Annotated in this window: 9 protein-coding genes; 3 read left to right on the top strand and 6 right to left on the bottom strand. The window is 36.7% G+C overall.

What is annotated here, in order from left to right:
* Nucleotides 1-261: 261 nt before the first annotated feature.
* The 3 genes from C8N37_RS10765 to C8N37_RS10755 form a co-directional block, all read right to left on the bottom strand.
* Nucleotides 262-2,505 carry an alpha-L-fucosidase gene (locus C8N37_RS10765; protein ID WP_108159072.1) on the bottom strand — a complete coding sequence of 748 codons (2,244 nt, stop codon included), beginning with the start codon at nt 2,503-2,505 and terminating at the stop codon, nt 262-264.
* Nucleotides 2,506-2,593: 88 nt separating this feature from the next.
* Entirely contained in the window at nt 2,594-3,616 is a 1,023-nt protein-coding gene (locus tag C8N37_RS10760) for a zinc-binding alcohol dehydrogenase family protein (RefSeq protein WP_108159071.1), read from the bottom strand.
* A gap of 62 nt (nt 3,617-3,678) precedes the next feature.
* The gene (locus C8N37_RS10755) at nt 3,679-5,169 is read right to left on the bottom strand and encodes an alpha-L-fucosidase (protein ID WP_108158898.1); all 1,491 of its coding nucleotides are present in this window, start codon (nt 5,167-5,169) and stop codon (nt 3,679-3,681) included.
* A 182-nt stretch (nt 5,170-5,351) separates the two neighbouring features.
* Between C8N37_RS10755 and C8N37_RS10750 the strand changes: the two genes are divergently transcribed.
* Complete coding sequence (locus tag C8N37_RS10750; RefSeq protein WP_108158897.1) at nt 5,352-6,230, top strand: AraC family transcriptional regulator; 879 nt, start codon at nt 5,352-5,354, stop codon at nt 6,228-6,230.
* Nucleotides 6,231-6,328: 98 nt separating this feature from the next.
* On the opposite strand, the gene C8N37_RS10745 is transcribed toward C8N37_RS10750, so the two are convergent.
* Entirely contained in the window at nt 6,329-9,463 is a 3,135-nt protein-coding gene (locus C8N37_RS10745; RefSeq protein WP_108158896.1) for a GH92 family glycosyl hydrolase, read from the bottom strand.
* Nucleotides 9,464-9,469: 6 nt separating this feature from the next.
* Nucleotides 9,470-11,809 (bottom strand): GH92 family glycosyl hydrolase, encoded by a 2,340-nt coding sequence (locus C8N37_RS10740; protein WP_186812823.1) that lies wholly within the window; start codon nt 11,807-11,809, stop codon nt 9,470-9,472.
* Nucleotides 11,810-12,035: 226 nt separating this feature from the next.
* Between C8N37_RS10740 and C8N37_RS10735 the strand changes: the two genes are divergently transcribed.
* Nucleotides 12,036-13,346, top strand: a complete 1,311-nt coding sequence (locus tag C8N37_RS10735; RefSeq protein WP_108158895.1) for a glucosidase family protein — start codon at nt 12,036-12,038, stop codon at nt 13,344-13,346.
* 54 nt (nt 13,347-13,400) lie between these two features.
* On the opposite strand, the gene C8N37_RS10730 is transcribed toward C8N37_RS10735, so the two are convergent.
* Nucleotides 13,401-14,138: a GntR family transcriptional regulator gene (locus C8N37_RS10730; protein WP_244914396.1), complete on the bottom strand. Its 738-nt coding sequence runs from the start codon at nt 14,136-14,138 to the stop codon at nt 13,401-13,403.
* A gap of 93 nt (nt 14,139-14,231) precedes the next feature.
* Here C8N37_RS10730 and C8N37_RS10725 point away from each other — a divergent pair, with 93 nt between their 5' ends.
* Nucleotides 14,232-15,554, top strand: a complete 1,323-nt coding sequence (locus C8N37_RS10725) for a sugar porter family MFS transporter (RefSeq protein ID WP_108158894.1) — start codon at nt 14,232-14,234, stop codon at nt 15,552-15,554.
* Nucleotides 15,555-15,585 lie beyond the last annotated feature (31 nt).

Raw genomic sequence — 15,585 nt, 5'->3', positions numbered from 1 at the left:
GAACACCTTAAAAAAGTCGACATAAAAAACTTAATCATTCACTATAAAAATAGCGAATCTTTCAAAATTTCAAATTTACAGCAACTACTATTCATAAATAACCAAACTAGGTTTGCGAGCTTTATATCACGGTGATTCAGTCCAGATATCCCATCTATATCTTAAATTATAATAGACAGATCAAATTAGAAAAAACCAATAAATAACAGCTCAAGAACTGTTATTTATTGGTTTTTAAAAACATAAGAACCGAACTCTAATCTATTGCTCAATAAAATCCAGTTCAGCAATAGTAAGCAGTTTTCCTCCGCCCGTTATTTCAGTGGATTCAACCTGAATGTACCTCGCTTGAATGTTTTTAGAAAATCGATGCGTTCGTTTTGTCGGATCATTAATTAGATTTCCAAATTCAAATCGCTCGACTTCATTCCAATTTTTTCCATCATTACTGATTTTTAAAATACCCTTAGCCATCATACCATTTCCATGCTCTTTTTGTGGCGTATAACTAAATGCTGTTAAATTATACTGCTGTCCAAGATCTATTGAAATGTGCTGAGTGGCACCATCGTTATTAGACTGCCAATAAGTTTTTGGATCTGCATCGAAAGCCATCTTTGCACTATGCTTAGGATCTTCGCTAGTAAAATCTAAAATTTGTCCTAGTTTTTTCGCAATACCAATTGTTTCTTCAGCAACTGCACCTATTAGTTTATCTGCACTGATGGCTACAGCTTTTATCTGACCGCCTTTTACATAGATCTGTTGTTTATATACTGGTGACTGTTCAGTAGGCTGACTACCATCTAATGTGTAATGTATTTGATAATTTATATTTAGATTTTTAAGAATATCCTCTCCGTGAGGATTCCATCCAAATTCACTTTTCATAGGATCAATAGCAACCATACCATCTATACTGCGATTAAATACCAGTTGTGGAGGTCTTCCTGGAGCATAATGCGCCGACACTTGACTGATTATTGGAGTTGCCCGACTAGCCAATACTCGAATACGGAATTTATCTGCTGTTATTTCTGGGAAACGAAGAATACGTTTGTATCCTACATTAGTAGCCTGAGCGATCTCTTCCCATTTTCCATCAATCCAAGCGTCTAAAGCATGCTTTTCTACACGCTCTCCATGCGTACTTACTGCTTCTTGAATCACAAAACGATTTATTTTTATAGCTTTTGGAGTTGTATAAATCAATTCTGGACTTTTATCGGATAGTACAGTAAAGGACTCCAGATTGTCATCTAATGTTTCTTTGCTTCCTTTTGCTCCTCGTAAAAGATTATGACCATATGTTTCTTTAATACGACTTCCTACTTCATGTAAAACCTTTACATCTTCTGGTGAAAACTTTCCTTCCCTATTGGGTGGGATATTCAATAGAAACGTAGAATTACCGCCAACCGATCGTTCATAAATGTCAAAAACATCGTCTGTACTCCTCACTTTCTGATGCGTATCATCTCTATAAAACCATCCTTCTCGAATTGAAGTATTGGTTTCTGCGGGTTGATAATGAAGAAATTTTCCTTTAAAAAGCTTTTCTCTACTTCCCAAATCCTCATCCATAAGATCACTGAAATTTTGAAGTATTGCTGGATCTTCTTGATAAGGAATTACATTCCATTCGGTACTTCTAGTGTTTCCAGATTCATTTCCACACCATCTAATGCCTTCTTTTCCGAATACGACCGCTTCTGGAGCTAATTTTTTAATTAACTCGCGCCAAGCATTATAATTATATGTTTGGCCTCCTTTTCTCTTTGGGTGTGCACCATCAAACCAAACTTCATGCACCGGACCATACTCCGTCAATAATTCAAACAGTTGATTTAAGAAATATTCATTATAATCGTCCACTTTAAAATTAAACTTCGTTTTATTTTTAAATGGTCTTCCAGCTACCTCACGAGGGATGATACGTTGCATATATTCGCTTAAATTACCATAAAGTCCGTCGGGACTTTCAATCTGAAAAAGATCTGCAGGGGACAAATAAATTCCCAGTTTTAATCCATATTTCTGACAAGAAGCGGTTAAGTCTTTCAATACATCTCCTTGACCACCTCTAAATCCTGAAGACATAATTCCATGTTTTGTATATCTACTCTGCCAAAGCACAAAACCATCGTGATGCTTCACCGTAATGATCACTTTTTTCATTCCTGCAGCTTTCATAGCCTCACACCATTGATCGGTATCCAAAGTTTTAAGATCAAAAACTTGAGGATCCTCCATACCATTTCCCCATTCCATTTTCGTAAATGTATTAGGGCCAAAATGGATAAAAGCTATAAATTCATTTTTTAGAGCCTGATATTGATTTGCTGTAGGCACAACATGTACGGCTTTCCATATGATATCTTCTGGACTATCTGTACTCTTAATTTCATAGGTGCTTTTAACAGGTATTTTTTTATTATTCACTTGTGCATGACTATATATAGAGGCAAACCCTAACATAGCTGTCCATAGGATGGATTTATTCATAATTTTATTAATTTTTTGGTTAACATAGATTTTTTGATTCTGAATACATGATTCATCGACTCTAGAAATACATGAAAATCGACACTTTTTATATTTTAAAATCAATAACAGCTTTAATAAGATTTTCTTCGGGATCGTATAGATGATCAAATTTATCAATAAGATGATCAAATGGGATACGATGGGTAATAAATCCTTCCGTGTTGATAAGTCCTGCTTTCATCAGTTGAATAACTTTTTTAAAATCAACTGCACGAGCAGAACGGCTGGCTTTTAATGTAATTTCTTTTCTGTGGAAATTAGGATCATCAAAGGTAACATGTCCAACAAAAAGTCCGACAAAAATGATCGTACCACCATGGGCAATGAGGTTAAATGAATTTTCCATCGAGTTTTTATTTCCCGTAGCATCGAATATTACAGTGGGAAGTTCGCCATTGAAAGATGTTTTGATATCTTTTTCCAAATCATCAGACAAGACGATGGTTGCCACATCAGGGAATTTATTTTTCACAAAATCTAGTCTAAATTTTGACAGATCTAAAACTGCGACTTTGACCCCCAATAAGCGTGCAATAGCAATAATACCTAAGCCAATGGGTCCTGCACCAATTACTAAAATAGTATCACTGTCTATGATATTAGCTCGATCGACTGCATGTGCTGCAACAGCAAAGGGTTCAATTAGAGAAATTTGATCATCTTCAAGTCCATTAGCAAGGTGTACATTACTCGCTTTATAAGTGATATATTCTTGCATAGCTCCATCCTCATGCACTCCCAAGACCGTTAGCGTAATGCCACAATTAGTTTTACCTCTATGAACCGCCTGATCATTCACAAGATTACGGTAGGGTTCCACAGTACACTTATCTCCTACATTAAATTGGTTAACTTCATCTCCAGTAGCTACGATTTCAGCAGACACTTCGTGTCCCAAAATTCGGGGATACGTAAAAAACGGTTGTTTACCATTAAAAGCATGCAAATCTGTACCGCAAATGGATACTTTATTAATTTTCAATAGGACTTCATCGGGTTTCAATTCTGTGGGATATTCCTTTTCCATATATTGAAACTTGCCAGGCTCTTGTAATATAATTGCTTTCATTTTTTCTTTTATAAAAATCATACATTAAAGTAAAATTTGATTATCAATCATTGATCTTAAGATCAATTTCCGACTCCTATTTCGCTTATAATAGCTTCATCAATAGATTCCAAAATTTCAAATTTCACATAACGTGCTTTCACTGAAAGAAAATCTGAAATCTTTAGATTGGTATTTTTTTCCCACTTTCCTTCATTGATCTTTTTATAATTTTTACCATCTATGCTTGTTAGAATACGATATTTAGTCACAACTCCATTATACCCTAACCATCGTGCAGGTAGATAATAAAGCTTACTGATATCTTTGGAGATTCCAAGATCAAGAATAAGATAACGAGATGGATTTGGCTCAAATTTCCAATAGGTCTGGAATGCAGAAAACCCACCATTGTCTGGTATTTCATCGCTGCACCCATCAATCATAACCTCAGCATCAGTCTGTGTCAGTAATGCGGCAATAGGCGATCCTTCATTGGCTGGTGGTGCTGGTTGAGTCACTGCTTTACCTGCAGAAGCTATGATACCTGCTGGCAAGATATAGTTATTGATAGTCTTAGGCTGAGTTGGTAGTGGTAATCGACTCATATTGGGTCTCCATCTTTTTCCTATTTCAGCCAAGCGATCAACCACCTCTTTATCAAAAAGACCGTTGCGATTAGGTGCTACATTGAGCATAAAATTGCAATACAATGGCTCGAGACGCTGTAACTTGTCAAGGGTATAGTCGAGACTTTTCACATTCTTAGGTGAGTCTGTATGCCAAAACCAACCATTTGTCATCGTTAGAGCCATCTGTGAAGCAAAGATATTATTTCCTGGAGGGAAGACTCCTTTGGGGCCTTCATAATAGATAAGATCCGTCTGAAAATTGCTATTTCCATTGTGTTCTGATATTAGGCAGTTGGGTTGCAATTTTTTTATATGGTCATAAATACGTTGATAAGAGATTCTACTGTGACCCATTTTCCAATTCCAACCATCAAAGATAATTTGTGGAATCTCTCCATAGTTTGTTAATAATTCTGTAAGTTGGTTCATTACAAATTCTTCTTCTTCCTGTCCTCCATTTTCTACACCATTATGCCGATCCCAAATGGAAAAATACAAACAAGGCTTTATACCACGACTACGAAATGCATCTACATATTCTCTAACAATATCTTTTTTATAGGGACTACTGGCTACATCGTAATCCGTATATTTCGAATCCCATAAACAAAAGCCATCGTGATGTTTTGTTGTCAGAATCGCATATTTCATTCCTGCTGCAAGACATGCATCAGCCCATTGATTACAGTCAAGTTGGGTAGGATTAAATTTTTGCGGATCATGATCAGGAGATGCCCATTCTTCATCGGTAAATGTCCCCATATTAAAATGCATCATAACACCAAATCGTAGATCAACAAAATCAGACTGTAAGGTATACAGATCACGCTTATCTTGTCCGTAAACGGCAGTTGAAAGTATAGGGATCATATATAACAAAACACTAATTTTTCCAATTGCCCATGTTGAGTAACGCTTACTTTTTATAATTGATTTCATCATTTGATATCTTTATCATTAAGGATTTATAGCTAGCATATATAAATACTAAGGTAGCTGCTAAAAAAATTAAAAACCAATTGGCAATTCACCATTATATGCGCTATATTAGCATAATGAAAAATTTCACGTTAATATTCAGGCAATAGAACATTGCTTTTAAATATTTTCAGTGATATGAAATTATGAAACCGATTCCTGCTAAAATATTAGAGGGTAAAGAAAATGGTGTATTTGACACAAAAATTGTCACCTCACCTTATTTTTCTACCTTATTTCATTTTCATGAAGAATGTCAGATAAACTATGTCGTCGAGAGTGTGGGCACTAGAATGATCGGAGATAGTGTCGAGAGTTTTGGTCATGATGACCTTATTTTAGTGGGTTCCAATATTCCACATGTCTGGCACAACAGTAAGGAATATTTCATCTCTTCTAATCATGAAAATAAGGCCAAATCAATCACGCTTTTTTTTCATCCTGATAAAATACTCGATATCTTTTCACAGTTTGGAAATGTCAAGACACTTGCTGATTTTTTTCAACTCAGTAAACGCTGTATGCGATTTAAGGGGGAAGCAAAATTACAAATCAAAAATCTTTTAATGGAATTAGCGGAGGAAACAAACGTGTTGCAGAGATTGACATTGCTCACAAAAATACTTCACATATTGAGTCAAACTAAAGATTATGATTTACTTACTGGTGCGGGTTACACCAATACCTATCACTTAAAAGATAACGATCGGATGGATATCATTTTAAAGTATATTTTCAATAATTTTTCTAAAGAAATCCTATTGGAGGATGTTGCAGATATGATCCATATGAATAAACAATCTTTTTGCCGATATTTCAAAAACAGAACACAAAAAACATTTGTTGAATTTGTTAATGAAGTTCGCATCGGTCATGCTTGTAAATTACTTACTCAGGAAGAATATCGGGTTAGCAATTTAGCTTATGACTGTGGATTTAATAGTCTCTCTAATTTTAACAAATTTTTTAAAAAAATTAAAGGCTCAACACCTCGTGAATATCGTAATAAATTAATATTATCTTAGATAAAAGACTATAATCTGCGAAATTTAAAAACCATCTCGATCCAAATCCCACATCTCGATGTCTAAATTTTGATTACTGCATGAAAAAAAATATGATGTTAAAATTTCATGAGCCCCCATTGCTTATTTGGCTCCGGTCCCATTTCTAAAATTAACTCCCCTCCTTTTAATAATTCTGAAGCATCAAAATAAAAGGTATTTAGTTGTTTCCCATTCAATATAGCTCTTTGTACATAGATATTTTTCTTGCTAGCATGATTGGCATTAATCAAAAATTGACTTCCTCTACCATATTGATTATCCAACTTAATTTTCACTTCTTTAAACATCGGGCTTCCAATTTCGTAAATGGGATTACTACGGGTGCCACCGTCCATTTGGAATAGACCAATCGCTGTCATAATATACCACGCACTCATTTGTCCTTGGTCCTCATCTCCTAGATATGCATTAGACACTCCTTGTCCGTAATAACGTTCGGCGATGGAACGACTATATTTCTGAGTTAACCAAGGCTTGTTCATATAATTAAAAATATAAGCAAAATGCATCGATTGCTGATTACCTTGGACCACAGGATAATCCCAATATTGATCATTTGGACCATTGTATCGCCATTTTTCACTTTCACTGAAGCCCCATTCCAAACGCTTTAATAAGACATCTTCTCCAATCCATTTTGAAAGTGCGGGTAGATCCTGTGGAACAAAAAAAGTCAATTGCCAAGCATTTCCCTCTACATAGTGATGATTTGCTCCCGATTTAAACGGATCAAAATCTTTTAACCAATCGCCATTTGAATCTTTCATACGCGCATAACCCGTTACCGTATCAATGGCATTTTTCCACCATGTTCCCCGATCATTGAAATATTCGTAATCAGATTTTCTATGGAGTGATTTAGCAAATTGACCTACTGTCCAATCGTCATAACTATATTCCATTGAATTAGAAAATCTTCCCAGATCTGAGGGAACATACCGATATTTCAAATAGACATCTAAGTCGCGGTTTCCAGCGAAACCTCCTTCAAACTTAGATGGACTGGTAACTTGCATTTTTTTTACCGCTTCGTAGGCTTTTTCAACATCATAATCGCGGATCCCCATTTGATAGGCTCCTACTATTAATGGAATTTCATGTTCAGCTACCATTACTGGAATGTATTCCATACCAGCGGGTCCTTTGGCGAGCCAACCATCAGCATCATACATGGCAAGTTGTGACTTAACCCATTTATTTGACCACTCAGGGGTGACAAGATTCCAAAATTGATTCAGATTCCAAAAGGTATTCCAGAAAGCATCGCAACCTAGAGCTAAATCATGCTTACTGCTCAGCGTGCGAACGACTTCACGTGAATCGCGCCATTGTCCGTTGATGTCACTAAAGGTATTACGACTGGCTAATGCCCGATACATATTTGTATAGAATTTTTCTTTCTCTAGATAGTCAGTTGAAGATATCTCTAATCGACCGAGTAATTCGTTCCAGACTTCGTGCTGATGAGCAACAATCTTATCAAAAGACCAATTAAATGGTTTAGTGATTTCTTCACGTAAGTTTTCTTCAGCATTTTCGATGCTTACATAAGAAATACCTGTACGCAGCTGTACTGATTTTTCCTTGTGTACGTCGAATTCGACAAACATACCGGCTTCATTTACATGATAACCCTCGCCATCCTGTCCAAGCTTATTATTGTCTCCTTGCCAGGTCCCAAAATTGATGATAGGACGATCAAATTCAATTGCAAAATGAACGATATAATCCTGCTTGGCATCTGTAGACCACACATTCTCTGAAAGCTGACTGCTGTATCCTATAATTTTAGTATCTGAGATTTTTTTTATCTTGTAATCTAAAATTTGATATTGATACTCTCCATTGACTTTCAGGTCGATCATAACTCGTCCGATATCTGATTGATTGAAAGTATAGCGCTGAAAACTTGCTCGGGTAGTTTGTGTTATATCGACATCGATATCATGGTCGGTCAACTTCACATGATAAGATCCTAATGGGGCACGTTCAGTCATTTTATCAATTCGAGATCGATATCCAGAATCTGGATTATACTGATCGCCCACTTTCGTTTCTAGTATTCCCGAAGTTGGAAATATTCCCAATCCTGCCATCGTCCACTCGTGAATGTGACTAAATGTACCGATCGATTGCATCGATGGTTCATATCCGGCCTGCCAACCTATATTTTGATTATCGGGACTAATCTTGACCATACTAAATGGCATCCATGGACCAGGGGCAATCATCCAACGTGAATGCGCAGTCCCAATCATCGTATTCACATAATCTGATACTCCACCTAAACGCTTTGGTTCCCTAATCAGTTGCAAACGATCAGTCAATTTTCCATTTATGTAAATTTCACAAATACTTTTCTTGCGCTTACTTACTGTTGAAATGGGCACCTCTAATGTTGATAATCCCTGATCTAGTTTTTCTTGAAATATAACCTTCCCATCAATGTATATTTTTACATTTTGAGCATCATAAAGACGTAATACTTCAACTAGAACCTGTTGAGTCCGACCCATCAGACTGTTTGATTCAAAATCTGCTAATTTTACCTGTTTTACCAATGCTCCATAATCACTAAGAAGTTTCGTAGTCGGAGGCCCCAATAAGCGAAAAGAATCAAATTCAACCCAACCTCCTTTCAGGACTGTTAAGGTTACATAGTTAAATCCTTGTCTTAATAGAGTTGGATCGAGATCGATGATAATTTTCTTCTTACCCAGAGCTCCTACTCCAGGGTCGCCAGATCCTGCACCACCGTTAATATCATAATTATAGTTTTTCCCATTAATCGAGAGTTGAATCGTTGGATGGTTTTTTGGATCAGAATTGACAAGATCAACTTCTAGTATATAGGGGGTTTGACCAGTTGATTTATCCAAAGAATAATATAAATTTAAGAAATGAGTTCGCAAACCCGAGGTTGGGCCAGTGCCTCCCCATTCACTTGCAGGTCCTGGTAAAACATAGGGTATAGCATCAGTCTGATCTTTACTAATAATGACTTGTTTATCTTCATAACCCATATCATGGGCTAAATACTTTTTAAAATCATTTGGTGATAGGGCAAACTCATCACTCGATCCATCAGTAACACCCAATTCCCAAATAACGTTTTCCTGCGCGACGGCAGATTGTCCTAGTAAAAGGATAAGTATACCCGCCGCAACGAAGAATTTATTTAGTTTAGTCATATAGCTTTATTTATTGGCTTCTCGATTTAAAACAATACTCATCTTCCCTCCTTTAACCAAGTCTTGAAACGGCAACTCCAGACTAGACAAGATCTTTCCATTCAATTGGATCTGATCCAGATATATCCTACTTATATCTTGATTTTTAACTTCGATCTCAAATTTATTTTTGCGTAGTGTTTTAGGCAACGAGATGGTTATACGATCAAAAAGAGGAGCCCCAACTTGAAAAGATGGGTTTTCACCGGTTAGGCTTCTTACATCAAACAACCCCATGCTTGACATGACGTACCAGGCCCCTAATTGTCCCTGATCTTCATCTTGTCCAAAACCGTAACCGTGTATTGCTTCTGTACCATAGAATTCATTACAGATGGCACGTACCCACTTCTGACTCAGGTCTGGTCGCCCTGAGAAATAAAACAACCAGGAAATATGTAAATTAGGTTGATTACCATGATTATAGAGACTTTCAATCCCAGCAAAAGCATCAATATGTGCACCTCCTCCAAAGATATTCTTTTGCGAAATGGTAAAGATGCTATCCAGACGTCGATTAAACAAATCTTCGCCGACAAGTTTTACTAACTCCTGCGGTACGTGTGGAACGTAAAAAGTGTATTGCCAGGCATTTCCTTCCTGAAAACCGCGCCATGATTCATAGGGATTAAAATTTTGAATAAATCTTCCTTCACTATCCTTAGGTCTCATAAATTTGGTTGAAGGATCATACAATGTCCGCCATGCATTTGATAATTTATGGAGTACGCTGTAGTCCGACTCATGGTTCAAAGACTTCGCAAATTGTGCCGCCGCTGCTGCTGAAAAGGCATACTCTAAGGTATGCGAAGCACCAAATGGAGATCCATTGGTTAAGAGCTCTGGATTACCTGTCTCATCTTTTATATAAGGGGAATAACCCTTATCGACAAAAACTCCTACATCCAGTTTTCCAGCACCCGGAAGCCGATCTTTAGATTCTAATTCATTTTTTCTAACTGCCTGATAGGCTAAGTCAACATCATAATTTCTGATTCCAACATTATATGCGGCAGCGATTGCCAAACCAGTAAAATTAGTACCAACACCGGAAACATATTTACTATTAGCAATACCATCTCCTAACCAACCTGCATCTTTATATACGAGCAATTGGCTTTGGATCCAATCGTTATAATAATCTGGATAAGCAATAGACCATAATTGTGTCAGATTCCAAAAAGCCCCCCAGATCGCATCTGTATTATAATGATGATGTACTGGAATACCTTTGGCGTTTAAAGGAATCTGTCCAACAGTTCCATCATTCTTAGGATATGCACCATTGATATCACTCGCTAAGCCTCTTCCGAGTATAGCATGATAAAGTGCTGTATAAAACTTGGTCCGGTCTTCAATTTTACCCCCTTCAACAAGAATACGCCCCAATTCAGCATTCCAAATCTGAATCGCGTTCTTCTTAGCTTCTTCAAAGTTTAACTTTTTAGCTTCCTGAAACAGGTTCAATTTAGCATTTTCAATCGAAGTATAGGATAGACCTGTCTTTAGTTCAATCGCTTCCCCTTTTTTGGTCTTAAAGCGTAAATAGAGACCTGCTCCTTTACCTTTTATCGTTTTTTTATCCGCAAAAATTTCTGAATCTAGAAAAGTACCATAAGCGACCGGCAATTTATCAATCTCAGCAAAAAAATACATTTTTATATCGGCTCCTTTTTGATATTTCTGTACATAAAGCGGACTTGTTATCACATAACCCCATACATATTGTTGATCATAACTAACTTCTGCATCCAGAACAGGACCACTCTCTCCCATAACATGACCAATATCAAAAATAACATTGGCTGAATCAGTTGCGGGAAAAGTATATTTATGAAATCCTACTCTTTTTGTAGCTGTCAACTCGGCTTGAATGTCATAATCTTTTAGCTTTACACGGTAGTAGCCAGATGTGACAAATTCATCTGCTTTATCAAATGCAGAGCGATAACCACTGTTTGGTTCATCCAGCTTACCGGCATTAGTTTTAATGGCACCTACTGTCGGAGCAAAGACCACTCCCCCAATTTGAAATTCATGAAAATGAGGAAAACCACCTATTGAATGGTGCCTATCATCGTAACCAACTGCTTCCCAGCCAGAGCGGTTACCATAACTACCATCTGTACTCGGTGCTAATTTAGCCATTCCAAAAGGTACTGCCGCTGGAGTATAAAAAAAATACCGGCTATGAACCGATCCTATATTGGGCTTAACATATTGTGTTAAATGTTGTTTTTGCTGTGCGTAAGAGCATGTAATAAAGGTCAAGACTCCCAAGCAATACATAATTATATTTTTTATCATCTTTATTTTTAAGGTTTACACACAAACTTATAAAATAAATTTCAAATGTATAGACATACCGTAAATTAAAGATCAAAAAATAAAGCATTAAACATTAAAAAAAAATACGAATAATTGTAAAATTATGAATACCAAACAATTTAAAGCCTGATCATTTGGAATAACAGATTGTTTTTTCATACTTTTGAATGTATATACATAATAACAAACCAAAATTTAATCCATTATGAAAAGATGCATACCGATCCTTACTTTCGCGCTACTGTTGGCAGGCTGCATATCGAAACAGAAGAGTTCAGATATGGAACTTGCAAAAACTATTTTAGCTGATCAAAAATTAGCTTTTGTCGACAGCTTAGCTAGACAAGTCATTAAAGAAGGTTTCAATGCTGGAAGCGGTTACTCTCAGATATGGGCGCGTGATCTCAACACTTTTATCGAAACCGCTTTAGAAGAACGTACGGAAGAGGAAGTTAGAGGTGCTATATTGGTATTTTTTAAGATGCAACAGAAAAATGGGGAAATGGTCGATGGCTATGTCTTGAAAAAAGACTTCACCTGGCACGATGATACTCCTTATTACTCAGAGAACGATTCTGAACATGTGGGCTTTAAAAATACCGTGGAGACTGATCAAGAAACTTCGCTTATTCAACTGCTGGGCAAATACATCACAAAAACAAAAGACTATAGCATACTCGAAGAAAACATCGGTGGCATACTTGTAAAAGACCGAATTCAACTGATGCTAGATTACTTGAATCGTGAGCGATACAATAAAGAATATAAACTCTTGTGGGGAGCAATGACCGCAGACTGGGGAGATGTCCAACCACATGATGATTTTGGTTGTGACTGGAATAATCTATCCAATGAAGCGATTCATGTTTACGACAATGCCATGCACATCATTGCTCTAAAAACACTTATTGATATTATGCCCGACGCAAAAAAAATAAACGAATGGAAAAGTCTGAAAAAGGAAATTGAGATCAACACCATGAAACACCTTTGGGATAAAAAACAACAAAAATTCATTCCGCATATTTATCCTAAAGATTCGCCATTACCTGAAGGATTTGATGAGAATAAAATTCATTACCACGGTGGAACAGCCATAGCTATTGAATCGGGACTTTTAAGTAAAGAAGAAATTAAAACAGTCAATGATCAAATGTTGGAAAATGTACGTCTATCTGGCATGCCAAGTATCGGTCTTACACTGTATCCGACCTATCCTGAAGGATTTTTCAAAGGTTGGATGTCAAAACCTTATGCCTATCAAAATGGTGGAGACTGGACCTGGTTTGGTGGTAGAATGATCCAACAATTAGTGTTAAATGGCTATCCAAAAGAAGCTTATGAAGAGATTCAACCGATGATAAACCGAGTGGTCAAAAATAAAGGATTTTACGAATGGTATGGAAAAAATGATGTTCCTAGTGGTTCTGGTAAGTTCAAAGGCTCTGCCGGAGTTTTAAGCAAAGCTATTTTATTAATGAACGATTGGGCTAAAGAAACTTTAGATAAAAACTAAAAACTTTGTTACAAATGAATCTGGATAATTACTTATCTAGATTCATTTTATATACTAATAATCGCGTCTACTTTCTACGGTATACGTAAAACTCTCAGCACGATAATATCCAAGATTGTATTCAATAGGCCTTCCTGATTGATCAAAGACAAATCTCTTCCTTGACAAAATAGGTGCACCAATAGCTATCTCAAGCTTGTCGGCGATAAATTTATTAGCGGCCATCGCATCCAGTTCTTCCTGAGACAGATCGGCTACAATATGAAAATCGGCTTCTAATATTTCATAAAGCGGACGTTTAAAATCTTCATCTCCGGTCAAACCAATACGTGGATGGAAGTAAGAGATAAAATAAACAAACGGATCTTCTTTTTTACCTCTCAAACGTTCTAATTTAAGTAACTTCAAATCTTCTGGTACATCAAAAAATTGTGAAACTGCTTTATCAGGTATTTCCCAACTAACATGAAGTTCAAAATTTTTCACCTCGAGACCCCGATTTTTCATCTCTTGCGAGAAACTTAACCAATTTTTAGACTTTGAACTAAATTTAGCACTTGCTACCTTGGTACCTATCCCCTTCTTCCTGATTAACAGCTCTTCGTAAACCAACTTATTGATTGCCAGCCGTAATGTTGAACGTGAAATTGCCAAGCGCTTAGCCAGTTCAATTTCATTTGGCAATAATTTCCCATCAATATATTCCGGTTGCTTGATCAGTTCACGCAACAAATTCTCGGCCTGTATATGTAATGGTATCGGACTTTTATGGTCTATTTTAAGATTCATCATATTTATTACTTAGGCTAAAGTAAGATTTTTTGCATTATTAAAAAAATAAATATATGTTTGTATGTATATACATACTAATTATAAAACCTTAATATGAGTAAATTTTTCATCCTTATTCTATGTATCGTGTCGCTAGGGGGACTACTTTTCGGATTTGATATGGCCGTTATAGCAGGAGCATTACCTTTAGTAAAGCATTTTTTTGGATTAACACCAAATCAAGAGGGCATATTTGTCAGTTCGGCTTTGATTGGTTGTATAGTGGGCGTGATTTTTACAGGTAGCTTTAGCGATAGGTACGGCCGCAAGCCTGCGCTTATCGTTGCATCTATTCTATTTTTAATATCAGCGATAGGCTGTGGATTGAGCACGAACTATATGATGCTTATTCTTTTTCGTGGACTTGGTGGCATAGGTGTCGGCATTGCTTCTATTGTTGTTCCGCTATACATTGCAGAGATATCCCCAAGTCAATTTCGAGGCCGGGCAGTGACTTCATATCAACTGGCAATCACTTTTGGTATTCTTATCGCTTATATTAGTAATTATCTGATTATTCAACATCTTCCTTCACAAACTCATGGACAGTGGCGGACTATGTTCTTAGTTGGTGCAATACCTGCAATATTACTTTCTATTGGAGCATACTTTGTTCCAGAAAGCCCACGTTGGTTACTAAAAGTTGGAAGAAATGCTGAGGTAGCTGAAATAAGTGCTAAACTTAATCTCCAAAATTTACAAGATAGTCCACCTGAAACCAAAGGAAAACTAAAGGACCTTTTCTCTCCGGTTTACAGAAAAGCATTCTTACTGGGTTTACTCCTACCGCTATTCTCACAACTTAGTGGTATTAATGCCATTGTTTACTATGGTCCGACGATTCTTTTGGATTCGGGCATTTCGATGAGCAATTCCTATCATGCACAATTATTCTTTGGTCTTGCAAACGTACTTTTCACATGCTTTGCAATATGGAAAGTGGACAACTGGGGACGAAGACCTCTATATGTATTTGGAACATTGGGCGCTACCCTAAGTTTAATTGTGACCGGGTTTCTATTTGCAACAAATCAAGAGATTAACAATACGGCTTTAATCATTTCGATACTTTCGTTTATGTTTTTCTTTGCCTTTTCTATTGGTCCTTTAAAATTTGTAGTTGCCTCAGAGATTTTCCCCAATTCCATCCGAGCACGTGCCATGGGTATCAGTATCTTGGTTATGTGGATTTCAGATGCCATTATCGGCCAATTGACCCCGATCATTCTAGATGCTTGGGGAGCTCGTTACACCTTTTGGCTATTTGCATTCTTCTGCGCTATTGCTTTTATAACCGTACTCCTATTTTTACCTGAAACTAAGGGTAAACCCCTGGAAGAAATAGAGAAATATTGGAAAGATAAAGCCCGTAAATAAGTTAGCTATACATTCAACAGATTTCAATAAA

The organism is Sphingobacterium faecium (genome assembly GCF_003054045.1).
Taxonomy (GTDB): Bacteria; Bacteroidota; Bacteroidia; order Sphingobacteriales; family Sphingobacteriaceae; genus Sphingobacterium; species Sphingobacterium faecium.
Note: the sequence above shows the minus strand (reverse complement) of the source record. Positions and strands in the feature narration are given on the sequence as shown.

Coding starts and splice junctions, on each gene's coding strand:
- C8N37_RS10730 (WP_244914396.1), bottom strand. CDS start 14,138: ATGATGAATCTTAAAATAGACCATAAAAGTCCGATACCATTACATATA.
- C8N37_RS10735 (WP_108158895.1), top strand. CDS start 12,036: ATGAAAAGATGCATACCGATCCTTACTTTCGCGCTACTGTTGGCAGGC.
- C8N37_RS10760 (WP_108159071.1), bottom strand. CDS start 3,616: ATGAAAGCAATTATATTACAAGAGCCTGGCAAGTTTCAATATATGGAA.
- C8N37_RS10750 (WP_108158897.1), top strand. CDS start 5,352: ATGAAACCGATTCCTGCTAAAATATTAGAGGGTAAAGAAAATGGTGTA.
- C8N37_RS10725 (WP_108158894.1), top strand. CDS start 14,232: ATGAGTAAATTTTTCATCCTTATTCTATGTATCGTGTCGCTAGGGGGA.
- C8N37_RS10755 (WP_108158898.1), bottom strand. CDS start 5,169: ATGATGAAATCAATTATAAAAAGTAAGCGTTACTCAACATGGGCAATT.
- C8N37_RS10740 (WP_186812823.1), bottom strand. CDS start 11,809: ATGATAAAAAATATAATTATGTATTGCTTGGGAGTCTTGACCTTTATT.
- C8N37_RS10765 (WP_108159072.1), bottom strand. CDS start 2,505: ATGAATAAATCCATCCTATGGACAGCTATGTTAGGGTTTGCCTCTATA.
- C8N37_RS10745 (WP_108158896.1), bottom strand. CDS start 9,463: ATGACTAAACTAAATAAATTCTTCGTTGCGGCGGGTATACTTATCCTT.